This is a genomic window from Pseudomonas sp. MWU12-2020 (assembly GCF_023100605.1).
GTDB lineage: Bacteria > Pseudomonadota > Gammaproteobacteria > Pseudomonadales > Pseudomonadaceae > Aquipseudomonas > Aquipseudomonas fluorescens_H.
Window position 1 is genome coordinate 100,169 of record NZ_JALMEX010000004.1, and the last position, 25,368, is coordinate 125,536.

At 60.3% G+C, this 25,368-nt stretch carries 24 protein-coding genes and 2 pseudogenes; 10 read left to right on the forward strand and 16 right to left on the reverse strand.

The genetic code is table 11. The annotated features are described in order from the left end of the window. Positions 1 to 5: 5 nt before the first annotated feature. Positions 6 to 1,001 carry a tonB-system energizer ExbB gene (exbB, locus tag M0814_RS10765; RefSeq protein WP_103483726.1) on the reverse strand — a complete coding sequence of 332 codons (996 nt, stop codon included), beginning with the start codon at positions 999 to 1,001 and terminating at the stop codon, positions 6 to 8. 188 nt (positions 1,002 to 1,189) lie between these two features. Here exbB and M0814_RS10770 point away from each other — a divergent pair, with 188 nt between their 5' ends. Next, positions 1,190 to 2,047, forward strand: a complete 858-nt coding sequence (locus M0814_RS10770; RefSeq protein WP_103483725.1) for an SDR family oxidoreductase — start codon at positions 1,190 to 1,192, stop codon at positions 2,045 to 2,047. A gap of 20 nt (positions 2,048 to 2,067) precedes the next feature. Here M0814_RS10770 and M0814_RS10775 read toward each other — a convergent pair. The 7 genes and pseudogenes from M0814_RS10775 to M0814_RS10805 all read right to left on the reverse strand — a co-directional run. Continuing rightward, positions 2,068 to 2,178, reverse strand: a pseudogene (locus tag M0814_RS10775) (metal ABC transporter ATP-binding protein); the annotation flags it as partial. 6 nt (positions 2,179 to 2,184) lie between these two features. Beyond that, positions 2,185 to 2,925 (reverse strand): hypothetical protein, encoded by a 741-nt coding sequence (locus M0814_RS10780; protein ID WP_103483724.1) that lies wholly within the window; start codon positions 2,923 to 2,925, stop codon positions 2,185 to 2,187. A 73-nt stretch (positions 2,926 to 2,998) separates the two neighbouring features. Then, positions 2,999 to 3,379 carry a RidA family protein gene (locus M0814_RS10785; RefSeq protein WP_003229509.1) on the reverse strand — a complete coding sequence of 127 codons (381 nt, stop codon included), beginning with the start codon at positions 3,377 to 3,379 and terminating at the stop codon, positions 2,999 to 3,001. A gap of 24 nt (positions 3,380 to 3,403) precedes the next feature. After that, entirely contained in the window at positions 3,404 to 5,509 is a 2,106-nt protein-coding gene (gene spoT / locus M0814_RS10790) for a bifunctional GTP diphosphokinase/guanosine-3',5'-bis pyrophosphate 3'-pyrophosphohydrolase (protein WP_103483723.1), read from the reverse strand. A 57-nt stretch (positions 5,510 to 5,566) separates the two neighbouring features. Beyond that, complete coding sequence (gene rpoZ, locus M0814_RS10795) at positions 5,567 to 5,830, reverse strand: DNA-directed RNA polymerase subunit omega (RefSeq protein ID WP_003229503.1); 264 nt, start codon at positions 5,828 to 5,830, stop codon at positions 5,567 to 5,569. Between the two features lie 167 nt (positions 5,831 to 5,997). Beyond that, positions 5,998 to 6,618, reverse strand: a complete 621-nt coding sequence (gene gmk, locus M0814_RS10800; protein ID WP_003229498.1) for a guanylate kinase — start codon at positions 6,616 to 6,618, stop codon at positions 5,998 to 6,000. A 10-nt stretch (positions 6,619 to 6,628) separates the two neighbouring features. Then, on the reverse strand, positions 6,629 to 7,492 hold the full coding sequence (locus tag M0814_RS10805) for a YicC/YloC family endoribonuclease (RefSeq protein ID WP_003229497.1): 864 nt from the start codon (positions 7,490 to 7,492) through the stop codon (positions 6,629 to 6,631). A gap of 270 nt (positions 7,493 to 7,762) precedes the next feature. Here M0814_RS10805 and rph point away from each other — a divergent pair, with 270 nt between their 5' ends. The 3 genes from rph to gltS all read left to right on the forward strand — a co-directional run bounded on the left by rph (position 7,763) and on the right by gltS (position 10,482). After that, positions 7,763 to 8,485, forward strand: a complete 723-nt coding sequence (rph, locus tag M0814_RS10810) for a ribonuclease PH (RefSeq protein WP_003229494.1) — start codon at positions 7,763 to 7,765, stop codon at positions 8,483 to 8,485. 29 nt (positions 8,486 to 8,514) lie between these two features. Continuing rightward, complete coding sequence (locus tag M0814_RS10815; RefSeq protein ID WP_003229492.1) at positions 8,515 to 8,883, forward strand: DUF4870 domain-containing protein; 369 nt, start codon at positions 8,515 to 8,517, stop codon at positions 8,881 to 8,883. A 390-nt stretch (positions 8,884 to 9,273) separates the two neighbouring features. Then, on the forward strand, positions 9,274 to 10,482 hold the full coding sequence (gene gltS / locus M0814_RS10820; protein ID WP_103483722.1) for a sodium/glutamate symporter: 1,209 nt from the start codon (positions 9,274 to 9,276) through the stop codon (positions 10,480 to 10,482). A 79-nt stretch (positions 10,483 to 10,561) separates the two neighbouring features. Here the strand turns inward: gltS and M0814_RS10825 are convergent, their stop codons facing one another. After that, positions 10,562 to 11,341, reverse strand: coding sequence for an exodeoxyribonuclease III (locus M0814_RS10825; RefSeq protein WP_003229491.1), 780 nt, complete (start codon positions 11,339 to 11,341; stop codon positions 10,562 to 10,564). 82 nt (positions 11,342 to 11,423) lie between these two features. On the opposite strand from M0814_RS10825, the gene pyrE reads away from it, so the two are divergent. Then, entirely contained in the window at positions 11,424 to 12,068 is a 645-nt protein-coding gene (gene pyrE / locus M0814_RS10830) for an orotate phosphoribosyltransferase (RefSeq protein WP_103483721.1), read from the forward strand. Between the two features lie 120 nt (positions 12,069 to 12,188). On the opposite strand, the gene argB is transcribed toward pyrE, so the two are convergent. The 4 genes and pseudogenes from argB to coaBC all read right to left on the reverse strand — a co-directional run bounded on the left by argB (position 12,189) and on the right by coaBC (position 16,479). Further along, the gene (gene argB / locus M0814_RS10835) at positions 12,189 to 13,094 is read right to left on the reverse strand and encodes an acetylglutamate kinase (protein ID WP_003229488.1); all 906 of its coding nucleotides are present in this window, start codon (positions 13,092 to 13,094) and stop codon (positions 12,189 to 12,191) included. Positions 13,095 to 13,111: 17 nt separating this feature from the next. After that, positions 13,112 to 14,509 (reverse strand): annotated as a pseudogene (locus tag M0814_RS10840) (phosphomannomutase/phosphoglucomutase); the annotation flags it as partial. 300 nt (positions 14,510 to 14,809) lie between these two features. Then, positions 14,810 to 15,265, reverse strand: coding sequence for a dUTP diphosphatase (gene dut, locus M0814_RS10845; protein WP_003229483.1), 456 nt, complete (start codon positions 15,263 to 15,265; stop codon positions 14,810 to 14,812). Between the two features lie 5 nt (positions 15,266 to 15,270). After that, positions 15,271 to 16,479, reverse strand: a complete 1,209-nt coding sequence (gene coaBC / locus M0814_RS10850; RefSeq protein ID WP_103483718.1) for a bifunctional phosphopantothenoylcysteine decarboxylase/phosphopantothenate--cysteine ligase CoaBC — start codon at positions 16,477 to 16,479, stop codon at positions 15,271 to 15,273. A gap of 135 nt (positions 16,480 to 16,614) precedes the next feature. Here coaBC and radC point away from each other — a divergent pair, with 135 nt between their 5' ends. Beyond that, positions 16,615 to 17,289, forward strand: a complete 675-nt coding sequence (radC, locus tag M0814_RS10855) for a DNA repair protein RadC (protein WP_103483717.1) — start codon at positions 16,615 to 16,617, stop codon at positions 17,287 to 17,289. A gap of 133 nt (positions 17,290 to 17,422) precedes the next feature. Here radC and M0814_RS10860 read toward each other — a convergent pair whose 3' ends face one another. Then, positions 17,423 to 19,009 (reverse strand): ABC transporter substrate-binding protein, encoded by a 1,587-nt coding sequence (locus tag M0814_RS10860; RefSeq protein WP_103483716.1) that lies wholly within the window; start codon positions 19,007 to 19,009, stop codon positions 17,423 to 17,425. 445 nt (positions 19,010 to 19,454) lie between these two features. Here M0814_RS10860 and rpmB point away from each other — a divergent pair, with 445 nt between their 5' ends. Beyond that, positions 19,455 to 19,688, forward strand: a complete 234-nt coding sequence (rpmB, locus tag M0814_RS10865; protein ID WP_003229474.1) for a 50S ribosomal protein L28 — start codon at positions 19,455 to 19,457, stop codon at positions 19,686 to 19,688. An 11-nt stretch (positions 19,689 to 19,699) separates the two neighbouring features. Continuing rightward, positions 19,700 to 19,855, forward strand: coding sequence for a 50S ribosomal protein L33 (gene rpmG, locus M0814_RS10870; RefSeq protein WP_003177274.1), 156 nt, complete (start codon positions 19,700 to 19,702; stop codon positions 19,853 to 19,855). A 181-nt stretch (positions 19,856 to 20,036) separates the two neighbouring features. Here the strand turns inward: rpmG and M0814_RS10875 are convergent, their stop codons facing one another. Continuing rightward, the gene (locus M0814_RS10875) at positions 20,037 to 20,399 is read right to left on the reverse strand and encodes a cupin domain-containing protein (protein WP_103483715.1); all 363 of its coding nucleotides are present in this window, start codon (positions 20,397 to 20,399) and stop codon (positions 20,037 to 20,039) included. Between the two features lie 236 nt (positions 20,400 to 20,635). Here M0814_RS10875 and M0814_RS10880 point away from each other — a divergent pair, with 236 nt between their 5' ends. Together M0814_RS10880 and M0814_RS10885 are read left to right on the forward strand one after the other, a co-directional pair. Beyond that, positions 20,636 to 22,129, forward strand: coding sequence for an aldehyde dehydrogenase (locus M0814_RS10880; protein ID WP_103483714.1), 1,494 nt, complete (start codon positions 20,636 to 20,638; stop codon positions 22,127 to 22,129). A gap of 187 nt (positions 22,130 to 22,316) precedes the next feature. Continuing rightward, a complete protein-coding gene (locus M0814_RS10885; protein WP_003229469.1) occupies positions 22,317 to 23,462 on the forward strand; it encodes an MFS transporter in 1,146 nt (381 codons plus the stop codon). A 128-nt stretch (positions 23,463 to 23,590) separates the two neighbouring features. On the opposite strand, the gene M0814_RS10890 is transcribed toward M0814_RS10885, so the two are convergent. Continuing rightward, positions 23,591 to 25,159 (reverse strand): phospholipase D family protein, encoded by a 1,569-nt coding sequence (locus M0814_RS10890; protein ID WP_103483766.1) that lies wholly within the window; start codon positions 25,157 to 25,159, stop codon positions 23,591 to 23,593. Positions 25,160 to 25,368 lie beyond the last annotated feature (209 nt).

The following is a 25,368-nucleotide window of genomic DNA, read 5'->3' on the forward strand; positions in this document are numbered from 1 at the left end:
GCCGATTACCCCACTTTCACCATGTGCGGTTGCGAGCTGCTGCGCTCAGGCTGGTGGTCGAGGTCACGGCTGACCAGCAGCAGAACCTGCGCCGAAGCGTCGGACACCTGCGCCTTGTAGCCGGCGATGGAGCGGGCGAACACGTTGTAGATCACCACCGCAGGAATCGCAGCAACCAGACCCAGCGCGGTGGCCAGCAGCGCTTCGGCAATGCCCGGCGCCACGACGGCGAGGTTGGTGGTCTGGGTCTTGGCGATGCCGATGAAGCTGTTCATGATGCCCCACACGGTACCGAACAGGCCGACGAACGGCGCGGTGGAACCGATGGTGGCGAGGACGCCGGTGCCGCTGCTCATGTTGCGGCCACAGGCAGCGACCAGACGCTCAAGACGGAAGCTGACGCGCTCCTTGATGCCTTCTTTCTCGCGGCTGTTGACCGACAGGCGCATCTCTTCGAGCGCGTCGTGCACCAGCAGGTTGGCCAGGGTGCCTTCTTTGGCAGCTGTCGCGCTGGCTTCCTTGAGGGTGGCGGCTTTTTTCAGGGCGGTGATTTCACCCCGCAGACGACGCTTGGCGCCCATCAGCTCGAAGCCTTTGGCGATCCAGATGGTCCAGGTGATGATGGAAGCGATGGCCAGACCGATCATCACGATTTTCACGATGATGTCGGCGTTCTGGTACATGCCCCAGGGCGACAGGTCGTGGGCCATGCCCAGGGAGTTGTCGGCTTCCAGCTGTTGCGGATCGATCTGCTTTGCCAGTTCACCGAACTTGGCCAGAGACGCTTGTACTTCTGGCGGCAGTGAAGAGGTGTCGACGCTGCCATCAGGATTTCTCGGCACGTCCTGTGGAGCGGTGGCGGCCGATTGGTTGGCAGCGGGTGCAGTGGCGTCAGCGAAAGCGGCGGTCGGTGCCAGCATCAGGCTGAGCAGCAGGGCCGCCACCGCGCTCCAGGCGCGAGGTCGTGTGGTTGGCGAAGCGGGGAATTGATTACGTGTCATGCTGGCCGGACCTGAGGTAGAAAAACGGTGATGCTCTTCCAGGCCTCGTGAGGCCGAGAACAAAAGTGGGGTGCATTATTGCAAGTAATTCTTGTTAACAAAAGTAATAGAGTTTCTTTTTTTCCTTCATTGCTAGCCGTTCGTCCTTTGCGAGGGCTAGTCTGTTCCTTTCGTTTGGGAGTTTTTTGATGTCTGCGCCTTCTGTTTTGATTGCCGGTTGTGGTGACGTCGGCAGTCGTCTGGCTACGCAATTGTTGGCCGCCGGCTGGGAGGTGCATGGTCTGCGCCGTGATGTTTCGCGTTTGCCGGACGGCGTCATCGGCGTGGCCGGTGACTTGTTCAAGGAAGATTGCCCAGAGACCTGGCCGGTCGGGGCGGTGGATTACCTGGTGTATTGCGCAGCGGCAACCGATCACGATGAGGCCGGTTATCGTGCGGCTTACGTGCAGGGTTTGCAGAACGTGCTGAGCTGGCTGGACGACTATGGGCAGACCCCTGAGCGGCTGCTGTTCGTTTCCAGCAGCAGTGTGTACGGGCAGCAGGAAGGGGAGTGGGTCGACGAGAACTCAGAGACTGTCGCCAGCGGATACTCCGGGCGACTGATGCTTGAGGCCGAGCAAGTGGCGCTGAAAAGCGGCATTCCGGCGAGCATCGTGCGCCTGACCGGTATTTACGGCCCGGGTCGTGAGTGGCTGCTGACCCAGGTGCGTCGCGGTTATCGGGTGGCGGTCGAGCCGCCGCTGTACGGCAATCGCATTCATGCCGATGACGCGGCAGGTCTGATGGCGTTTCTGCTGGAGGCGGCTCATCAGGGCAAGCCGTTGCAGGATATCTATATCGGTGTGGACGACGCGCCGGCACCCTTGGCCGAAGTGGTTGCCTGGCTGCGCGAGTATCTGGGGGTTACCGATTGGGCGGAAGACGCCAGCGTACGTCGCACCGGCAGCAAGCGCTGCAGCAATGCCCGGGCGAAGGCGCTGGGCTGGACGCCGAAGTATCCAAGCTACCGCGAAGGCTATGCGGCGATTCTTGAAGGCAAATGCTGACTTCCTAACGCCACAAACCACTGTGGGAGCGGGCTTGCTCGCGAAGAGGGTGTGTCAGGCAACATTGATGTCGACTGACACACCCCCTTCGCGAGCAAGCCCGCTCCCACAGGGTTATGTGTTGCTCTCAGGTGTGGTTACTGCTTCTCAAGCAACCACTTGCGTTCACCCGGGGTGAACTGCGGCATTTCATCCGCCAGCGCGCTGTTCACTGCCTGGAAAATCTCCAGCGCCTTGCCTTTGCGGGCAAAGATCCAGTTGTTGCCCTGGCCGTTGAGTTGCAGCCACATGCTGTCGTGGTCGCTGTTCATCGAGGCACAGTCGCCTGCCAGGCACAGGGCATAGCGGTCGGCGCCGGGCAGACCGGACACCTGGCCGTCGGCCTGGAACTGCACGGTGCCGCCTTCGCCGTCGCCGCTGGCAATCTTCCAGCTGCCGCCCAAGTAGGCCGAATACAATGCGCGTTCGAAGCTGGCGCCGATTGGCGCACCTTCCGGCACGGGGATTTGTGCGCGGTCGAACAACTGGTCGGGTTCGTTCTCGGTGGCGGCTTGTTTCATCCGGCCGCCGTCACGTTTCAGCTCACTGCCGGAGCTGCCATAGAAGTCGACTTTCCAGGCGCCGGACTGTTCGCCCTGCAGCCGTCCTTCGACGTTCTCGAAGCCGTTGGTGTAGCGGGCCTGACCGGCCTTGGTGTTGACGTCCCACTCCAGGTTCGGGCCATAGGCCTGAAGCGCTTCGCGCAGGGGGCCGCCCTTGGCAGCAGCATCGATCGCCACCTGGTTGATCCAGGTGCCGCTGATGTCACGGTCGGCGGGGTCGCTGGCACAGCCGCCGAGGAAAATGGCGAGCAGCGAGAGAGCAAGCGCTTTGCGCATGGTGGAATCCTTTCAAAACCTTTTCTTTACCGCAGAGCAGTCGGCGCAGCGTGTGAGGGCTGCGCCGTGTGCATTACTCGATGACCAGGATGGCATCCATTTCGACTTGCGAACCCTTCGGCAGGGCAGCAACGCCGATGGCGGCGCGGGCCGGGTACGGCTGGTCGAAGTACTTGCCCATGATCTCGTTGACCTTGGCGAAGTGGCTCAGGTCGGTGAGGAAGATATTCAGCTTGACGATGTCCTTGAACGAACCGCCGGCAGCTTCAGCCACGGCTTTGAGGTTCTCGAACACCTGGACGGTCTGGGCTTCGAAGCCTTCAACCAGTTCCATGGTTTTTGGGTCCAGAGGAATCTGGCCCGACATGTAGACAGTGTTGCCGGCCTTGATCGCCTGGGAGTAGGTACCGATGGCGGCTGGGGCCTTGTCGCTGGTGATAACAGTCTTGGTCATGTATGACTCCTTGTTAGGTGTGAGTTAGGCACGCATGCGGGTGATGCGGATGACCCCGGTCAGGGCGCGCAGTTTCTTGATCACGCGGGCCAGGTGCACACGGTCGTGGACGCTGACCACCAGCTGGACGACGCTGATGCGGCCATCGCGCTCGTCCATGCTGATTTTCTCGATATTGCCGTCGGCCGCGTTGACGCTGCTGGCCAGCAGGGCGATCAGGCCGCGTTGGTGTTCCAGTTCGACGCGCAGCTCGACGTTGAATTCGCCGGTGACATCCTTGGCCCACGAGAGCTGGATGCATTTTTCCGGGTTGTGCCGGATTTCGCTGATGTTGCGGCAGTTGTCCAAGTGCACGACCATGCCTTTGCCCGCCGACAGATGGCCGACAATCGGGTCGCCCGGGATCGGCGTGCAGCACTTGGCGTAACTGAGCACCAGACCTTCGGTGCCGCGAATCGCCAGCGGACCTTCCGGACTTGGCAACTGTTCACCTTCGCCGAGCAGACGGCGCGCCACGACATAGGCCATGCGATTGCCCAGGCCGATGTCTTCGAGCAAATCTTCGATCAGTTCGAGGCGGTACTCGGTAAGCATGGCCGTGACGCGCTCGGCCGGGATCTTCTCCAGCGAGCTGTCGAAACCGTTGAGCACCTTGTTCAGCAGGCGTTCGCCGAGGCTGATGGACTCGGAGCGGCGTTGCAGTTTCAGCGCGTGGCGGATGTGCGTGCGTGCCTTGCCGGTGACCACGAAGTTGAGCCACGCCGGATTCGGCCGCGCGCCTGGCGCGCTGACGATCTCGACCGTGGAGCCGCTTTGCAGCGGTTCGGACAGCGGTGCGAGACGGCGGTTGATCCGGCAGGCGATGCAGCTGTTGCCGACGTCGGTGTGCACCGCATAGGCAAAGTCGACCGCCGTGGAGCCTTTGGGCAGCTCCATGATCCGGCCTTTGGGCGTGAACACGTAGACCTCGTCCGGGAACAGGTCGATCTTCACGCTCTCGATGAATTCCAGCGAGTTGCCGGCACGTTGCTGCATTTCCAGCACACCTTTGACCCACTGACGGGCACGGGCGTGAGTGCCTTTCGGTTGCTCGTCACCGCTGGATTTGTACAGCCAATGGGCGGCGATGCCGTTATTGGCCATCTCTTCCATTTCGCGGGTGCGGATCTGGATCTCGATCGGTACGCCGTGCATGCCGAACAGTGTGGTGTGCAGCGACTGATAGCCGTTGGCCTTGGGGATCGCGATGTAATCCTTGAAGCGCCCCGGCAACGGTTTGTACAAATTATGCACAGCACCCAGCACGCGGTAGCAGGTATCGACCTTGTCGACGATGATCCGGAACGCATAGACGTCCATGATCTCGTTGAAGGCCCGACGCTTGCCGCGCATTTTCTTGTAGATGCCGTAGAGGTGTTTCTGGCGCCCGCTGACTTCGCCCTCAATGCCGTCGATCGCGAGGCAGTGGCCGAGGGACTCTTCGATCTTGTTGACGATTTCCTTGCGGTTGCCCCGGGCGCGCTTGACCGCCTGGTAGATCCGCGCGGAACGCATCGGGTGCATCGCCTTGAAGCCGAGGTCTTCAAATTCGATACGAATCGCGTGCATGCCCAGCCGGTTGGCGATGGGCGCGTAGATTTCGAGGGTTTCCTTGGCGATCCGGCGGCGTTTTTCCCCGGATAGCACTTCCAGCGTGCGCATGTTGTGCAGGCGGTCGGCGAGTTTGACCAGGATCACGCGAATGTCGCGCGCCATGGCCATGGCCATTTTCTGGAAGTTTTCGGCCTGGGCTTCGGCCTTGGTCTCGAAGTTCATCTGGGTCAGTTTGCTGACCCCGTCGACCAGTTCGGCCACGGTTTCACCGAACTGCGCTTGCAGCGCCTCTTTGGCGATACCGGTGTCTTCGATCACGTCATGCAGCATCGCGGCCATCAGGCTCTGATGGTCCATGTGCATGTCGGCAAGAATATTCGCCACCGCAAGAGGATGCGTGACGTACGCCTCGCCGCTGCGCCGGCGCTGACCGTCATGGGCTTGTTCGGCGTAGAAATACGCTCGGCGGACCAGGTTGACCTGGTCGTTGCCGAGGTAGGTCGATAAGCGATCGGCGAGGGCGTCTATGCTCGGCATGATGACTCCTGCCGTAGGCTGTGTTCCCGCGCCGTGCTACGTCGACCAGGCATAGGCTTAGACGGCCTCGTTGGACTCGTCCTCGAACGCAGCGAAGACCGGGTCTTCATGGACAATTTCCTGCTCGGCGATGAACTCGTAGCTCATCAGGCCTTCAGCGATTTCACGCAGGGCGACAACGGTAGGCTTGTCGTTTTCCCACTGGACCAGTGGCTCTTTGCCGCCGGTGGCCAGTTGACGGGCACGCTTGGTAGAGAGCATGACCAGCTCAAAGCGGTTTTCCACGTGTTCTAGGCAGTCTTCAACGGTTACGCGGGCCATGGTATTCCTCGGAGCGAATGCAATATGCGCGCTGCCCGGTTGGGCGAGCGGACTGAGCAGTTTAAAAAATCACCAGCGATTAGGGAAGCGCTGATTTTTTGACCAGACCCTTCAACGCGCTGCAAGCACCAATGTAAAGCCCTTGCAGCGGTTTTGGGAAGTGCTGATTAACCCAGCAGTTCGGCCAGCAATTTGCCAAAACGTACCTGCTGGCGTTTCTGTTGCAGCTGGTTGGCGCGGAAAATCGCCTTCAGATCGTCCAGTGCATGGGCGAAATCGTCGTTGATGATCAGGTAGTCGTACTCGACATAGTGGCTCATCTCGCTGACCGCTTCGCGCATCCGGCCGTCGATGATCTCGTCGCTGTCCTGACCGCGGTTGGTCAGGCGCTGGTGCAGGGCCTGAAGCGACGGCGGCAGGATGAAAATCGAGCGTGCCTGCGGCATCAGCTTGCGCACTTGTTCGGCGCCTTGCCAGTCGATTTCCAGAATCAGGTCGTGACCTTCGTCGAGCGTCTGCTGCAAGCGGCTTTGCGAGGTGCCGTAGAAGTTGCCGAAGACTTCGGCGCGTTCGAGGAAGTCGCCGTGCTCGCCCATCTTCACGAACTCTTCGCGGGTCACGAAATGATAGTTCACGCCGTCCACTTCACCCGGACGCATGGCGCGGGTGGTGTGGGAGATCGAGACGCGGATCTCCGGATTCGCATCGGTCAAAGCCTTGACCAAGCTGCTCTTGCCCGCACCCGATGGCGCGGAAATGATGTACAGGGTGCCGGTGCTGTGGGTCATGTCTGTTGCCTTACTCAATATTCTGCACTTGTTCACGCATCTGCTCGATCAACACCTTGAGGTTGACGGCGGCCTGGGTGCTGCGCGGGTCGAAGGCCTTGGAGCCCAGTGTGTTGGCTTCACGGTTGAGCTCCTGCATCAGGAAGTCCAGGCGCCGGCCGGCGGCACCGCCGGACTTGAGCACCCGGCGAACTTCGATGATGTGCGTGCTCAGGCGATCCAGTTCTTCAGCCACATCGCTCTTTTGCGCGAGGATGACCATTTCCTGTTCCAGACGCTGCGGATCCAGTTCGGCCTTCATGTCGGTGAAGCGGTCGAGGACTTTCTGGCGCTGGGTCGCGAGCATGTGCGGCACCAGTTCGCGCAAGGTCACGACATCCTCTTCAATTGAAGTCAGGCGCTCGTTGATCAGGCGTGCCAGCTCCGCGCCTTCGCGCTCGCGGCCGGCCTTGAGTTCTTTCAGGCCTTGATTGAACAGGGCCAGCGCCTCGGCGTTCAGGGCTTGCGGATCGGTCGCGTCGGCCACCAGCACGCCTGGCCAGGCCAGCACTTCCAGCGGGTTCAGCGCCGCCGGGTTCTTGATCAGGCCGGCAACGGTTTCGGCGGCGGCGACCAGTTGCGCGGCGCGCTCGCGGTCGACCTGTAACGGTTTGCCGGTGCTTTCTTCGGTGAAGCGCAGGGTGCATTCCAGTTTGCCCCGCGACAGGCCCTGACGCAGGGCTTCACGTACCGCGCCCTCAAGGTCGCGGAACGACTCCGGCAGGCGCAGGTGCGGTTCGAGATAGCGGCTGTTGACCGAGCGCAGCTCCCAGCTCAGGGTGCCCTGGACGCCGGCTTTTTCGACGCGGGCGAAGGCGGTCATGCTGTGCACCATGGCGGTGACCTCGCAATGCAGATCGGCGCAGAAGGGATGTTCCGCAGGCTCGATATCAATGAATTTAAGCCGACTGGCAGCAAAGGCGCAGGATTGTAGCGCAGTGCGGCGGATGCGCCCAAACACACGGTGTGACAAAGGGCTGCAGGCCGTCGGTTATGCGCGTTTCAGGCCTCTGGGTCGACGGTCGGAATTTTTAACCCGTGCCCAGGCGCGGTGCAGCGCTCTATAATGCTCGGCAGTTTTCCGTCCCCAGTACAGGTATTCCCTATGAAACGTCCAAGTGGTCGCGCTGCCGATCAGCTTCGCTCGATCCGCATTACCCGCAACTACACCAAACACGCCGAGGGATCCGTACTGGTCGAATTCGGTGATACCAAGGTCATCTGCACCGTCAGCGTCGAAAACGGCGTGCCGCGCTTCCTCAAAGGGCAAGGCCAGGGCTGGTTGACCGCCGAGTACGGCATGCTGCCGCGCGCCACTGGCGAGCGTAATCAGCGTGAAGCGAGCCGTGGCAAGCAGGGCGGCCGCACTCTGGAAATCCAGCGTCTGATCGGTCGTTCCCTGCGCGCTGCGCTGGACATGTCCAAGCTGGGCGACGTCACCCTGTACGTCGACTGCGACGTGATCCAGGCTGACGGCGGCACCCGCACCGCGTCCATCACCGGCGCGATGGTGGCACTGGTCGATGCGTTGAAAGTGATCAAGAAGCGCGGCGGCCTGAAAGGCGGCGACCCGCTCAAGCAAATGATCGGCGCCGTGTCGGTCGGTATGTATCAGGGCGAGCCGGTGCTGGATCTGGACTATCTTGAAGATTCCGCCGCCGAGACCGACCTCAACGTGGTGATGACCAGCACTGGTGGCTTCATCGAAGTCCAGGGCACCGCCGAAGGCGCGCCGTTCCAGCCGGAAGAGCTGAACGCCATGCTGGAACTGGCCAAGAAAGGCATGAACGAAATCTTCGAACTGCAAAAGGCCGCACTGGCCGACTGAGCAGGTTCGTAACCCGCAAGGAGGACGCGATGAGTGATGAGCAAGAGTTGCTGCCCAAGCCGAGCCAGGAGGTTCGCCAATGGGCGATGTTTTGTCACTTGTCCGCCTTGCTGGGGATCTGGATTCCGTTCGGCAACCTGATCGGGCCGCTGATCCTGTGGCAGATGAAGCGCGAAACCGATCCGTTCATCGATGCCCAGGGCAAGGAAGCACTGAACTTTCAGATCACCGTGGCGATTGCTGCCGCCATCTGTCTGCTGTTGATGGTGCTGATCATCGGCTTCTTCTTGCTGGGGCTGCTGGCCATCGGGGCATTGGTGTTGACGATCATTGCCGGGGTGAAGGCGAACGAAGGCTTTCCCTACCGTTATCCATTCACCTGGCGACTGATCAAATAACGATCAGTACAAAGCTTGCGTGACTCGCAAAGTTTTAATGTAAATGCCCTGACTTGTCAGGGCATTTGTGTTTTTTGCAACTCGAATAATTACTCTTGCGTGTAGGAGAAGTTCTATCTGCGACAAGCGGTAGTCGATTTTTTTACATATTTAACTCTTACACTTTTAGTCACAACTGCAATGCTTTAGCGCGATCTCAGTCCTTGGCAATAGGACTTGGCGATTGTTAAGGTTACTCCGCGTAACGTTACTTCAGAAATATTTCGATATATTCAAGCCATCGAAGGTCCTTGAATTCCAAGTCAATCAGTGTTGAGACAGTCAGCCGATTCAATAGGCGTGCGCGGGTAAAAAGTGCGCCTGATGAATATATAGCCAAGAATAATCCCAATGATCCAGCTCGATTTTTATGGAACGCTCGTGGCCGCCTCTCTAGTGCTTTTACTGGGGCGGGGACTTATTGCACGAGTCGATTTTTTGCGTAATTACAATATCCCTGAACCCGTCGCCGGTGGACTGGTGGTTGCGCTGGTTTTATTGATGTTGCGAACTTTTGATATAGAAATCAGATTCGATACTTCACTACAGACCCCGTTGATGTTGGCGTTCTTTGCCACAATCGGTTTGAGCGCAGACTTTGCCAGCCTGAAAAAGGGTGGTCGCGTAGTCGGCATATTTCTACTAGCGGTTACCGGGCTTTTGCTGGTTCAGAACGCGTTGGGCATCGGCCTTGCCACAACGCTGGGTCTTGATCCGTTGATGGGGCTCCTGACGGGTTCAATCACGCTTGCGGGCGGTCACGGTACGGGGGCGGCGTGGGGCACGGTATTCAGTGAAAAGTACGGCCTCGCTTCGGCCTCCGAGCTTGCAATCGCCTCGGCAACCTTCGGTCTGGTCCTGGGCGGTTTGATTGGTGGGCCGGTGGCTCGCCTGCTCATCAAGCGTGTTGAGGTGCCCGGTTGCCAGCCTCAACAAACGCCACGGATGCCAAAGGGTTTTGAGCAGCCGAACAAAGAGCGTTCGATTACGCCCTTTTCTTTTATCGAGACACTGGCATTGATTGCGGTCAGTTTATTGGCTGGCAATCTGCTGAATGGCTTTCTGCACGGAACCCCATTCGAGTTGCCGACGTTTGTCTGCGTTTTGTTCGTGGGAGTGGTGCTACGTAATGGGCTGTCGGCGCTGGGCCTGTATCAGGTATTCGAGCGTGAAGTGTCGGTGCTGGGTAATGTCAGCCTGTCGCTGTTTCTGGCAATTGCCTTGATGTCTCTCAAGCTCTGGGATCTGGCAGCTTTGGCACTGCCGATATTCATCATCCTGGCTGCGCAAACGTTGGTCATGGCGCTGTTTGCGATTTTCGTGACATTCAGAGTGATGGGCAGTAACTACGACGCGGCGGTCCTGGCGGCGGGGCATTGCGGTTTTGGCCTGGGCGCAACGCCAACGGCCATTGCCAACATGCAGGCGGTGACGCAGCGTTTCGGGCCTTCGCAGATTGCGTTTCTGGTGGTGCCGATGGTCGGTGCATTCTTCATCGACATCATCAACGTGATCGTCATCAAGCTTTACCTGGCCTTACCGTTTTTTGTCGCCGTCTGAGGTCTGGACTGCTTCAGGCGCAGCATAAAAAATGCCCGTATCTCGCGATACGGGCATTTTTATAACTGCGAAACGACGCTTAGATGGTCAGCGTCCAGTCGTAGTCGACGATCAGCGGCGCGTGCTGCGAGAACCGTGGCTGACGCGGCAGGCGTGCGCTGCGTACGAAGCGGCGCAGGCCCGGGGTCAGCAGCTGGTAGTCGAAGCGCCAGCCCAGATTCAGCATCTCGGCCTGCTCGTTGTCCGGCCACCAGCTGTACTGGTCGCCTTCGCGGCTGACTTCGCGCAGGGCATCGACATAGCCCATGTTGCCGACAATCTCGTCCATCCAGGCGCGTTCTGGCGCCAGGAAGCCCGGGGATTGCTGGCTGTCGCGCCAGTTCTTGATGTCGAGCTTCTGCTGCGCAACGTACAGCGAGCCACAATAAATGTACTCGCGACGTTTACGCCGCTGCTTGTCCAGGTACTTGCCGAAGTCGTCCATGAGCTTGAACTTCTGGTTCAAGTCCTCATCGCCGTTCATCCCCGAAGGAAGCAGCAAGGTGGCAATACTGACTTTGTCGAAATCTGCTTGCAGGTAGCGCCCGTAGCGGTCGGCCGTCTCGAAACCGAGACCGCTGATGACAGCCTTCGGTTGCAACCGCGAATACAAAGCCACGCCGCCTTGGGCAGGGACTTCAGCATCGCAGGCATAAAGGAAGTAGCCATCCAGTTGGAAGGCTGGGTCATCCAGTTCAAAGGCGGAGGCACGGGTGTCCTGCAGGCAGATGACGTCGGCATTCTGTGCCTGCAGCCAACTGAGCAAACCACGCTCGACTGCAGCCTGAATACCATTGACGTTCACACTGATGATCCGCATAAATGGCCCCAAAAATCGCGTGCGTGTATGATACACGGCGTCAAGCTAATTAGCTAAATCCGTGGTATTTGGGGTTTTTTTCATGCAAGCGTATCAGCGCGATTTCATTCGTTTTGCCATCGATCGCGGCGTTTTGCGCTTCGGTGAGTTCACCCTGAAGTCCGGGCGCACCAGTCCCTACTTCTTCAATGCCGGCCTGTTCAACTCGGGTTCGGCCCTGGCGCAGCTGGGGCGTTTCTACGCTGCAGCCATCGCCGAAAGCGGCATTCCTTTCGACGTATTGTTTGGCCCGGCCTACAAAGGCATCCCGCTGGCAGCCACCACCGCTGTCGCACTGGCCGAACACCACAACCGTGACCTGCCATGGTGCTTCAACCGCAAGGAAGCCAAGGCCCACGGCGAAGGCGGCAGCCTGGTCGGCGCGCCGCTGACCGGTGAAGTGCTGATCATCGACGACGTGATCACCGCCGGCACCGCGATCCGCGAAGTGATGCAGATCATCGCTTCCCAGGAGGGCGCCAAGGCGGCCGGCGTGCTGATCGCCCTGAACCGTCAGGAGCGTGGCAACGGCGAATTGTCGGCGATCCAGGAAGTCGAGCGTGACTTCGGTATTCCGGTGATCAGCATCGTTTCGCTGAACCAGGTGCTGGAATTCCTCGCCGACGACACACAGCTCAAGCAGCATCTGCCCGCCGTGGAAGCGTACCGCGCCCAGTTCGGCGTCTGATGTCATAGGCGCTTGTGTGGCGAGGGAGCTTGCTCCCTCGCCACAATAGATGGAAGGCCGCAGGCAAAAAAAGACCCCGCTCAGCCAGGCTGAGCGGGGTCTTTTTGTTTGCGCGACGCCTTACGGACGCTTGCGATTGCTGATCAGCGTGCCCACACCAGTGTCGGTGAAGATTTCCAGCAGGATCGCGTTCGGTACGCGACCGTCGATGATCAGCGAGCTGCCAACGCCACCCTGAACCGCTTCCAGCGCGCAACGGATCTTCGGCAGCATGCCGCCGTAGATGGTGCCGTCGGCGATCAGGTCGTCGACCTGCTGGGTGCTCAGGCCGGTCAACACGGTGCCCGACTTGTCCATCAGGCCGGCGATGTTGGTCAGCAGCATCAGCTTCTCGGCTTTCAGCGCCTCGGCGACTTTACCGGCCACGAGGTCGGCGTTGATGTTGTACGACTCACCGTTCTCACCGACGCCGATCGGCGCGATCACCGGGATGAAGTTGCCCTTGACCAGCAGGTTCAGCAGCTCGGTGTTGATCCCGACCACTTCACCGACCTGACCGATGTCGATGATTTCCGGCTGGGTCATCTCCGGGGTCTGGCGGGTGACGGTCAGTTTCTTCGCACGAATCAGCCCGGCGTCTTTACCGGTCAGGCCGATGGCACTGCCGCCGTGACGGTTGATCAGGTTGACGATGCTTTTGTTGACCTGACCGCCGAGGACCATTTCCACCACGTCCATGGTCGCGGCGTCGGTGACGCGCATGCCATCGACGAAGTGGCTTTCGATCGACAGACGCTTGAGCAGATCACCGATCTGCGGGCCGCCGCCGTGAACCACGACCGGGTTGATGCCCACGGCTTTCATCAAGACGATGTCGCGGGCGAAGCCGGTTTTCAGCTCCTCGCTTTCCATCGCGTTGCCGCCGTATTTGATCACCAGGGTCTTGCCGACATAACGTCGGATGTAAGGCAACGCTTCGGACAGAACCTGGGCGGTGTGGGCGGCGGCTTCGCGTTCGAGGGTCATTCAGGGCTCCGGGTGAATCAGAACGGTAGTTGGAGATCAGGTGCAACGCGTTTCAATTGGGCGTGGAACACATCCTTGATGCGCTGCAATTCAGCCTCGTCATCGGCCTCGAAGCGCAGCACCAGCACCGGTGTGGTGTTGGAGGCGCGCACCAGGCCCCAGCCTTTGGCGTAATCGACCCGCACGCCGTCGATGGTGGTCAGGTCAGCGCCTGGGCCCCACTGTGCGTCGTGCAGTGCATCAATGATGCTGAATTTGCTCTCCTCGGTCACATGGATATTGATTTCCGGCGTAGAAATATCGTTCGGGAAGGTCGCAAACAGTTCTTCCGCGGTGGATTTTTCCTTGCTGAGGATCTCCAGCAGCCGTGCGGCGCTGTAGATGCCGTCGTCGAAACCGAACCAGCGCTCCTTGAAGAAGATGTGGCCGCTCATCTCACCGGCCAATAGAGCACCGGATTGTTTCATTTTCTTTTTGATCAACGAGTGACCGGTCTTCCACATTAGCGGGCGACCGCCGTATTCCTTGATCAACGGCACCAGACGGCGGGTGCATTTGACGTCGAAGATGATTTCCGCGTCCGGGTTGCGCGCCACCACGTCGCGGGCGAACAGCATCAGCAGGCGATCCGGGTAGACGATGCTGCCGGTATTGGTCACCACGCCGACGCGGTCGCCGTCACCGTCGAAGGCCAGACCGAGGTCGGCGTTGGTTTCCTTGACCTTGGCGATCAGGTCGACGAGGTTCTCAGGCTTGCCCGGATCCGGGTGGTGGTTGGGGAAGTTGCCGTCGACTTCGCAGAATAGCGGGATGACTTCGCAATTCAGCGCTTCGATCAGTTGCGGGGCGATCACGCCGGCCGCGCCGTTGCCGCAGTCGACCACGACTTTCATGCGTCGGGCCAGTTTGACGTCCCGGACGATTTCGGTGGTGTAGCGGTCAAGGATTTCGACCTGGGTCACGCTGCCCTGGCCGCTGCTCAGATCGTTGGTCTTGATGCGCTCGTGCAGCACCTGGATCTGCTCGTTGGCGAGGGTGTCGCCGGCGATCACGATCTTGAAGCCGTTGTAGTTCGACGGGTTGTGGCTGCCGGTGAGCATCACCCCGGATTTACCCGCGAGCACGTTGGCCGCGTAGTACAGCGCCGGGGTCGGGACCAGGCCGACATCGCTGACATGGCAGCCGCTCTCGGCGATGCCGCGGATCAGCTCCGCAACCAGCTCCGGGCCGGACAGGCGGCCGTCGCGACCGACGGAAACATTCGGTTCACCTTGGGCCAGGCTCTGTGAGCCGATGGCGCGGCCGATCCAGTAAGCGGTTTCGGCATTGAGGAATTCCGGCACGGTGCCGCGAATGTCATAGGCGCGGAAGATGCTGTCGGGAAGCTTCGGGGCGATCTTGGCGGGGGTGCTCATCTGCACAAATGCTCCATCTCGAAAGTGGCGGGACACACCGACGATTCACTCGGCGGCAGGCTCAAACTGAAGGGTATGACGGCGTTTTCCACAGAGAGTTCGTGGTGTGAAAGGGCCATGACGCCTTGTCTGGCGTGGCCTGCGGCCGGCAAAACCTTGATTTTCGGTGCTAAAACCTGCTGCACAAATTTTATGGCGAGGGAGCTTGCTCCCGCTTGGGTGTGCAGCGCCCACAAGATTTCGGGTCTGCTGCGCAGCCCAGCGGGAGCAAGCTCCCTCGCCACAGAAATTACCCGTGGATCATTTAGTGCCGGTATGGCCAAAACCGCCCGCGCCGCGTTCGGTTTCAACGAACTCTTCAACCATTTCGAAGTGCGCCTGCACCACGGGTACCAGTACCAGCTGCGCCAGACGCTCGCCGACGGTCATGGTGAAGTCGGACTGGCCACGGTTCCAGCAGGACACCATCAGCGGTCCTTGATAATCCGAGTCGATCAGGCCGACGAGGTTGCCCAGCACGATGCCGTGCTTATGGCCCATGCCCGAGCGCGGCAGGATCAGTGCGGCGAGGTTCGGGTCGCCGATGTAGACCGACAGACCGGTAGGAATCAGCACGGTTTCACCCGGCTTGATCACGATGTCCTGTTCCAGCATGGCGCGCAGGTCGAGGCCGGCGGAGCCCGGGGTGGCGTATTGCGGCAGCGGGAATTCGGTACCGATGCGTGGGTCGAGGATCTTGGCTTGCAAAGCGTGCATGTAAATTAAACCTGGTTCAGACGTTCGGCGATAAAAGTGACCAGTTGGCGAGCGATCTTGCTCTTGCTGGTCTGGGCGAAAACACTGGCATGAAGCTCACGGTCGATCACGCTGCAGGCGTTTTCTTCGCTGTTGAATCCGATGCTCGGGTTGGCGACGTCGTTGGCGACGATCAAATCGAGATTCTTGTCTTTCAGCTTGCGTGCAGCGTAGTCGAGCAGGTGTTCGGTCTCGGCGGCGAAGCCGACACTGAACGGACGGTCGGGACGGGTCGCGATGGTGGCCAGGATGTCCGGGTTACGCACCATTTGCAGGACGAAGCCGTCGCCGCTTGTAGGGTCTTTCTTGAGTTTTTGCGGGGCAACGACTTCCGGACGGTAGTCCGCCACCGCTGCCGAGGCGATGAACACATCACACGGGATGGCCGACTCGCACGCGGCGAGCATGTCGCGGGCACTGACCACGTCGATACGCGTGACGCGATCCGGCGTCGGCAGGTGTACCGGGCCGCTGATCAGGGTCACGCGGGCGCCGGCTTCCACCGCGGCTTCGGCCAGAGCGAAGCCCATTTTCCCGGAGCTGTGGTTGGTGATGTAGCGCACCGGGTCGATGTTTTCCTGAGTCGGGCCGGCGGTGATCACCACGTGCTTGCCGGTCAGTGACTGACGCTGGAAACAATCCGCCGCGCACTGCGCCAGATCGGTGGCTTCCATCATCCGGCCCATGCCGACGTCGCCGCAGGCCTGGCTGCCGGAAGCCGGGCCGAAGGTCTTCAGGCCACGGCTTTCAAGGAGTTGCAGGTTGGCCTGCGTCGCCGGGTCGCGCCACATGGCCTGGTTCATGGCTGGCGCGACGGCCACTACGGCATCGGTAGCAAGAACCAAAGTGGTCAGCAAATCGTTGGCGATGCCTTGGGCCAGACGGGCGATCAGGTCGGCGGTGGCCGGGGCGATCAATACCAGATCGGCCCACTTCGCCAGCTCGATGTGGCCCATCGCCGCTTCGGCGGCCGGGTCGAGCAAGTCGAGGTGAACCGGGTGCCCGGACAGGGCCTGCATGGTCAGCGGGGTGATGAACTCGGCGCCGCCATGGGTCATGACCACGCGCACTTCGGCGCCCTGGTCGATCAGGCGACGAACCAGATCGGCGCTCTTGTAGGCCGCAATGCCGCCGCCGACGCCCAGAACGATGCGTTTCCGATACAGCCGCTGCATAGGTCTGCCTTTCATTTCGTGGGTGACATACGTGGCGAAACCCCCTCCCCAGGGTGAATTCGCCCGCAAAAAAGATGGGCTACGATATCACAGCGACCGCTACGGAACAGCGGCGCCCACAGACAAGGAAGGTGTATGAGTATTCGCGATTGGCCAGCGGCGGAGCGGCCGCGGGAGAAGCTACTTGAACAGGGCGCGGGAAGCCTTTCCGATGCTGAATTGCTGGCGATTTTTCTTCGTACCGGGGTCACGGGAAAAAGCGCGGTGGATCTGGCGCGACACCTGTTGACGCAATTCGGCAGCCTGCGCGCATTGCTGGAGGCCGATCTTGCGGCGTTCAGCGTGCAGTTGGGATTGGGGCCTGCGAAGTTCGCACAGTTGCAGGCGGTGCTGGAAATGGGGCGGCGGCATCTGGCCGAGCGCATGCGTAAAAAACCGGCGCTGGAGAATCCGCAGGCAGTTCGGGATTACTTGAAGTCCATGCTGCGCCATGAGCCGCACGAGGTGTTCGGTTGCCTGTTTCTCGATTCCAAGCATCAAGTGCTGACGTTCGAGGCGCTGTTTCGCGGCTCGATCGACAACACCAGCGTGCATCCCCGGGAAGTGGTGAAACGCTCATTGGCCAACAACGCGGCGGCGGTGATTCTCTGCCACAACCACCCGTCGGGGAATAGCGATCCGAGCCAGGCGGATCGGCAACTGACCAAGCGCTTGCAGAAGGCTCTGGACCTGATTGATGTGCGGGTGCTGGATCACTTCATCATTGGCGACGGCGAGCCGCTGTCGATGGCGGAGTGTGGCTGGATGTAGCTTTCAACAACAAACGCCAACCCTGTGGGAGCGGGCTTGCTCGCGAAGGCGATGTGTCAGTCAATAAAATTTTGGCTGATCCGACGCCTTCGCGAGCAAGCCCGCTCCCACAGGGGAATTGTGTTGTGGCGGGTTATTTCAGGGAGACCCTGGAATAGTCCTGCCGCCCGAACGGGCTGACGGAATAACCCTGCACATCCTTGCGCGTCAGCGCATAGGCAGTCGGGTGCGCCAGCGGCAACCACAGCGCCTGCTGCTGAATCTGCGCCTGGGCCTGTTCATACAGCTTGGTGCGCACGCCTTGCTCGCTGGTGGTTTTGCCGGCGCTGATCAGCTTGTCCAGATCGGCATTGCAGTAGCGGGCGAAGTTGGTGCCGGACTTGACCGCCGCGCAGGAAAACTGCGGCGTGAGGAAGTTGTCCGGGTCGCCGTTGTCGCCGGCCCAGCCCATGAACAGCAGGTCATGTTCGCCAGCCTTGGCGCGGCGGATCAGTTCTCCCCACTCGATCACGCGGATTTCCGCCTGAATGCCGATTTCCGCCAGATCCGATTGCAGCAACTGCGCCCCCAGACTCGGATTGGGGTTGAGCAGGCTGCCGGACGGACGGGTCCAGATGGTGGTCTGGAAGCCGTCCTTGAGTCCGGCCTTGGCCAGCAGCGCCTTGGCTTTGGCCACGTCGTGCGGGTAGCCCGGCAGGTTCTTTGCGTAGCTCCAGGTGTTCGGCGGGTAAGGGCCGTTGGCGGGTTCGGCGGTGTCTTCGAACACGGCTTTGACGTAGTTGGCCTTGTCGAAGGCGAGGTTGATCGCCTGGCGCACCTCCGGCTTGTCCAGCGGTGGGTGCTGGCTGTTGATGCCGACGAAAGCCGTCATGAACGCGTCAGTCTTTTCCACTTTCAGGGTCGGTTCTTCCTGCGCCGCTTTCACGTCCAGCGGTTTTGGCGACAGGGCGATCTGACACTCGTTGCGCCGCAGCTTTTGCAGGCGCACGTTGGCGTCAGGGGTGATGGCGAAGATCAGCGGATCGACCGCCGGCTTGCCGCCGAAGTAGTCCGGGTTGGCCTTGTATCGCACCGAAGCGTCTTTCTGGAAGCGCGTGAACACAAACGGGCCGGTGCCGATCGGCTGGCTGTTGAGCTTGTCGGTCGCGTCGGCCTTGAGCAGCTTGTCGGCGTATTCGGCGGAATAGATCGAGGCGAAACCCATGCTCAGGGTCGCGAGGAACGTCGAATCCGGGTGGTCGAGGGTAAAGCGCACGGTCAGCGGATCGAGTGCGTCGATTTTCTTGATCAGCGCCGGCAACTGCATGGATTGGGCGTGCGGGAAACCGCTTTGCGCCACTTTGTGCCATGGGTTGGCCGGGTCGAGCATGCGGTCGAAGCTGAATTTGACGTCTTCGGCGCTCAGGGTGCGGGTCGGTTTGAAATAGTCGGTGCTGTGAAACTTCACCTGCGGGTGCAGCTTGAACACATAAGTCAGGCCGTCGGTGCTGACTTCCCAGCTGTCGGCCAGGCTCGGCACGACTTTGCCGCTGGCGGTGTCGAAGTCCACCAGGCGGTTCATCAGCACGTCGGCCGAGGCATTGGTGGTGGTCAGCGAGTTGTATTGCGCCACGTCGAACCCTTCAGGGCTGGCCTCGGTGCAGACGCTCAGGGCGGCGGCCTGGGCCAGGGGGCTCAGCAGAAGCGGGGCGAGCAACAGGGGTAGGGCAGCGAGGCGCATGGTCGGCTTCCTTTACAGATCGAAGGCCATCTGCAGGTGCAGTCTGGAAAAGGGTTACCCTAGAGGGCTGGATTGCAAATGACTATCCCCTTTTGTATTTTTCGGGGCCGGGCACTGGCGTTTTTCAGACCGCGGTGCACCCAGAAAAGTCGGAAACCTCTGTCAGAGCGGTTTTCTGCGACGAGTGGTCAAAACTCGCGCCAGCCTTTATCCAAAGCGTCCGCAGCCGGAAAAAGTGCCTTTTTAGCGGTTGATTGCACATCGATTGTTGTTGCACCCCGGTCTTTCTGGTATAAAGCAGCGCTCTTTTCTAGGGGCCCGGTTCCTTCACTGTAGGTGTAGCCGGTAAGACCTCTAAAGAAACGCGGCGCCTGGCGCCAAATGACTGAGAGATTAAGCGGCCAACCCATGCCGGGTTGGGCATGTGGTTTTAGAGGGCTGAGGCATGTCGAGAGTATGTCAAGTTACCGGTAAGGGTCCGGTAACCGGGAATAACATTTCCCACGCAAACAACAAAACCCGTCGTCGTTTCCTGCCGAACCTGCAGCATCACCGCTTCTGGGTTGAAGAAGAGAAACGTTTTGTGCGTCTGCGCGTATCTGCCAAAGGCATGCGCATCATCGACAAGCGTGGCATCAGTGTCGTGCTCGCCGAACTTCGCCGCGATGGCAAGATTTAAGGGAGCTAATCATGCGTGAATTGATTCGTTTGATCTCGAGCGCCGGTACTGGTCACTTCTACACTACCGACAAGAACAAGCGTACTACTCCGGACAAAATCGAGATCAAGAAATATGATCCGGTTGTTCGTAAGCACGTGATCTACAAGGAAGGCAAAATCAAGTAATTGATTTTTCCCGACTTACAAAAAAGGCCCGTATCTCACGATACGGGCCTTTTTTGTTGTCTCGGATTTCTGCGATGTCTGGCCGGGCCTCTTCGCGAGCAGGCTCACTCCTACATTGGAATTCGGTTCCCTGTAGGAGTGAGCCTGCTCGCGATAGGGCCGGATCAGTCAGCGAAAATCCTCAAGCCTTCTGCTCAAAGATCACATAGATCTTGCGGCAAGCCTCCAGCACTTCCCAGGTACCACGGAAACCGGCCGGAATCACAAAGCGGTCGCCAACACGCAAGGTCTTGGCATTGCCGTCGCTGTCGCGCAGCACCGAAACCCCCTGCAGGATTTCGCAGTATTCATGCTCGGTGTAGTTCACCGTCCACTGTCCGACCGCGCCTTCCCACACGCCGACATTCATTTGCCCACAAGGGCTGTCGTACTGATTGAACACCGCTTGCTCGGGATCGCCCTTGAGCACTTTGGCCGGGTCCGGGCGATAGCGTTCGGCTGTGCTGGTGGTCAGGCTGATATCGACGACGTTCTGGATGTTCATTGTTGTTTTCTCCCGTGATGACGGCGCGGTGGCTTGAAAGGGCCAAAGTCTATGTTTATTAAAATGAACACCGCAAGGCCGTATGGCGCGCTTATGTCAAATATATTGAAACAACCCCGGCCGCTGGTTTAGGGTGGCGGGTGCCTTGGGCCGAAAAAGCAGGCCGGCCGGGCAGCATTCCTGAAGACGTCCGCGAAGAACGCGGCGCTCGTATTCAACAAGAGGAGGACACTCGAATGACCACCCTGACTCGTGCCGATTGGGAACAACGTGCTCGCGACCTGAAGATCGAAGGCCGCGCCTACCTCAACGGCGAATACACCGACGCCGTCTCCGGCGAGACCTTCGAGTGCATCAGCCCGGTCGATGGCCGTCTGCTGGGCAAGATCGCCAGCTGTGACGCCGCCGACGCCCAGCGCGCCGTGGAAAACGCTCGTGCCACGTTCAATTCCGGCGTCTGGTCGCGCCTGGCGCCGAGCAAACGCAAAGCCACCATGATTCGTTTCGCCAGCCTGCTCAAGCAGCACGCTGAAGAGCTGGCGTTGCTCGAAACGCTCGACATGGGCAAGCCGATCAGCGACTCGTTGTACATCGACGTCCCGGGCGCGGCGCAAGCGCTGAGCTGGAGCGGTGAGGCGATCGACAAGATCTACGACGAAGTCGCCGCCACGCCGCACGATCAACTGGGTCTGGTGACCCGCGAGCCGGTGGGCGTGGTCGGTGCCATCGTGCCGTGGAACTTCCCGCTGATGATGGCCTGCTGGAAACTCGGCCCGGCGCTGTCGACTGGTAACTCGGTGATCCTCAAGCCGTCGGAAAAATCCCCGCTGACCGCCATCCGCATCGCTGCGCTGGCGGTTGAAGCCGGCATTCCGAAAGGCGTGCTCAACGTGCTGCCGGGCTACGGCCACACTGTTGGCAAGGCGCTGGCGCTGCACAATGACGTCGACACTCTGGTGTTCACCGGTTCGACCAAGATCGCCAAGCAACTGATGATCTACTCCGGCGAATCGAACATGAAACGCGTCTGGCTGGAAGCCGGTGGCAAGAGCCCGAACATCGTCTTTGCCGATGCGCCGGACCTGCAGGCAGCTGCTGAATCTGCCGCCAGCGCCATCGCCTTCAACCAGGGCGAAGTCTGCACCGCCGGTTCGCGGCTGCTGGTCGAGCGTTCGATCAAGGACAAATTCCTGCCGATGGTGATCGAGGCTCTGAAAACCTGGAAGCCGGGCAATCCGCTGGATCCGGCAACCAACGTCGGTGCGCTGGTCGATACCCAGCAGATGAACACCGTGCTGTCGTACATCGAGTCCGGTCACAGCGACGGCGCCAAACTGGTCGCGGGCGGCAAGCGCATCCTTCAGGAAACCGGTGGTACTTACGTCGAGCCGACGATTTTCGACGGCGTGAGCAACGCGATGAAGATCGCCCAGGAAGAGATCTTCGGCCCGGTGCTGTCGGTCATAGCCTTCGACACCGCCGAAGAAGCAATCCAGATCGCCAACGACACGCCGTATGGCCTGGCCGCAGCGGTATGGACCCAGGACATTTCCAAGGCGCACCTGACCGCCAAGGCGCTACGTGCCGGTAGCGTGTGGGTCAACCAGTACGACGGCGGCGACATGACCGCGCCGTTCGGCGGCTTCAAGCAGTCGGGCAACGGTCGTGACAAGTCGCTGCACGCGTTCGACAAGTACACCGAGCTGAAGGCGACGTGGATCAAGCTGTAAGCCGTTAGCGGGAGCCCGGTCACTCCGGGCTCCCTGACGAAACAGAGATCCCCTGTGGGAGCGGGCTTGCTCGCGAAAGCGGTGTATCAGTCAGCACATCTGCTGAATGTGAAACCGTTTTCGCGAGCAAGCCCGCTCCCACAGTGATTTTGTGGCGCACATAAAAATATCCACAGGAGCGTGGAACATGCGTTGGGCGACGTATTTCGCCGTGTTGGCGTCTGTCTTGAGTGTTGGCCTGGCCCTGGGGGTCAGCATGCCGTTGGTGTCGTTGCGTCTGGAAGGCTGGGGTTATGGCTCCTTTGCCATTGGCGTGATGGCGGCGATGCCGGCGATTGGCGTGCTGCTGGGGGCGAAGATTTCCAGTCACTTGGCGGCGCGTTTCGGCACGGCGAACCTGATGCGTCTGTGCCTGTGGGCGGGTGCGTTGTCGATCGGCTTGCTGGCGTTGTTACCCAGCTATCCGATCTGGCTGGTGCTGCGGCTGATGATCGGGGTGATCCTGACCATCGTGTTCATCCTCGGCGAGAGCTGGATCAATCAACTGGTCGTCGAACACTGGCGCGGTCGTCTGGTCGCTCTGTATGGCAGCAGCTATGCGCTGAGCCAGCTGTCTGGTCCGCTGCTGCTGGGTGCGCTCGGCACTGAGCACGACTACGGGTTCTGGGTCGGTGTCGGGCTGCTGACAGTCTCGCCATTGCTGTTGATGGGCCGCAGCGGAGCGCCGAGCAGTGAAGCCAGCAGTGTGACGTTCAGCGATCTGTGGGGTTTTGCCCGCGAGCTGCCGGCGATTGCCTGGGCGGTGTCACTGTTCGCTGCGTTCGAGGCGATGATCCTCACGTTGTTGCCGGTGTATTGCCTGCAGCAGGGCTTTACTGCCGAGATCGCGTTGGCGATGGTCAGCACGGTGGTGGTCGGCGATGCGCTGCTGCAACTGCCGATTGGTGCGCTGGCGGACTACCTGTCGCGACGCACCTTGTTCACCGGTTGCGCGGTGGTGTTGATGCTGTCGAGCCTGGCGATTCCGCTGTTGATCGACACGCTGCTGATCTGGCCGTTGTGGGTGTTGTTCGGGGCCAGTGCCGGTGGGCTGTTCACCTTGTCACTGATCCTGATCGGCGAGCGTTATCGCGACGACGCGCTGGTGCGCGCCAATGCGCACATTGCGCAGCTGTGGGGTGTCGGTTGTCTGATCGGGCCGTTGATGGCGGGGGCGGGCAGCCAGTGGATCAGCGGGCATGCGTTACCGCTGTTGATGGCGGTGGGGGCGTTCGGGTTGGTGATTCTGCTGATGCGCCAAGGTGCGTTCGGCACGGTGGCCGAGCCGGCCTGATTCGATTGATTACCTGTGGCGAGGGAGCTTGCTCCCGCTTGAGTGCGTAGCACTCACAAAATTCCGGGGCCGCTGCGCAGCCCAGCGGAACGGTGCGACGAGTCGACAAGCTCCCTCGCCACAATTGACTACAGCATCCGCTCCAGACCGACAGTGGTGCTGAACCACGCATTGAACCGCCGCCACCAGCTCCCGGGTTCCTTGGTCAGCGTGTGCATCTGGCCGTTGTCCTCGGTCACCCAGACGATCTTGCCATCCTGCAGTTTCGCCTCATAACTCAGTGCCGGTGCCATGCCTTGCAAGGCCAGTTCGCGTACGCGTTCGGCCAGTTCCGGGCTGTCCACCAGGACCCCGACCTCGGTGTTCCACAGCACCGAGCGCGGGTCGAAGTTGAACGAGCCGATGAACGCTTTCTGCCGGTCGAAAATCATCGCCTTGCTGTGCAGGCTGGAATCCGAACCCCGGAATGACTTGCTGTAGAACAGGTGTGGGCCGCTGCCATAGTTATCCCCAGGCTGGCGGCGCAGTTCATACAGCTTCACGCCGTGCTCCAGCAGTGCCTTGCGATACGGCGCATAACCGCCGTGCACCGCCGGTACATCGGTGGCCTCCAGCGAGTTGGTCAGCAGACTCACCGAGACCCCGGCGTCGGCACGCCCGGTCAGGTACACCAGCCCCGGCTGGCCGGGTACGAAATACGCCGAGATCATGATCAGTTCTTTGCTGACGCCGCGCAGTTCCGGCGCCAGTTGCGTGGTCAGCAGCAGTTGCGGGTCCGGCTCGTCCTTGGCCAGCACCTTGCTCGGCGCATCCCACAGCGCCTGATTCCAGGCCCAGATCAGTTCCTTGCGCCAGATGTCCATGCGCGGCGCGGTCTTGAACGTCATCAGCTGTTGATACAGCGCGTGGTTCTGTTTGCGGGTTTCATCCAGCGATTCTTCGAGGCGCGTGCGGGTGTTCTGCAGGTCTTTGGCGCTCGGTTTGCTCGAGAGGAATTCGTCGATCGGCTTGCTCAGCGCGCTGTTCCAGTACTGATCGAAACTGTGCCCAAGCTGCTCGGCCACCGGGCCGACGCTGAGCATGTCGATGTCGGTGAAATTCAGGTTCGGTTCGGCATCGAAATACTCGTCGCCCAGATTGCGCCCGCCGACGATGGCCACGCTGTTGTCCGCCAGCCACAGCTTGTTGTGCATGCGCCGATGTTGCAGCGACAGGTTGAACAGGCGGCCGGCGGCGCGGGTCACGCCCGTGCTGCGGCCCAGGTGCAGTGGATTGAACAGGCGGATCTGGATCTGTGGATGCGCCGCCAGCGTGGCGATGATCGTGTCGAGACCGTCGCTGGTGGTGTCGTCGAGCAGGATGCGTACGCGCACGCCGCGGTCGGCGGCCTTGAGCAGTTCTTCCACCAGCATCCGCGTGCTGACGCCGTCGTGGACGATGTAGTACTGCAAGTCGAGGCTGGTTTGCGCATTGCGGATCAGTTCGGCGCGAGCGGTGAAGGCCTCAGTGCTGTTGGACAGCAGGCGAAACCCGGAGCGGCCCTGATAGGGCGCCGCCTGGGCCTGAATCGAGCGACCGAATGCGGAGCCGGCAGACGGCAACGCCTGACTGGGTTCACGCGCTACATCGAGATTGGCGCAACCACTGGCCAACGAACACAGGACAAAGACAGCGAGCAATTTTTTTCCGGGTCGCACGTTGCTTTCTCGGCTGGGGCTGGGGGTGACGGAGTATGGCATGCAGAGGATTTCAAAGACCGCTTCCAGGCGGATCCTCGCCACACTGTGTAAACAATTAGTCGTTCGAAAGTAGGAATGAGTTCGCATGTGTTTTTGGACTATTTGCCATGTCGTTTTTTCCGCTCTTGGTTGGTGCCTATTCCTACATACGGATCCTGCAAAAAAGG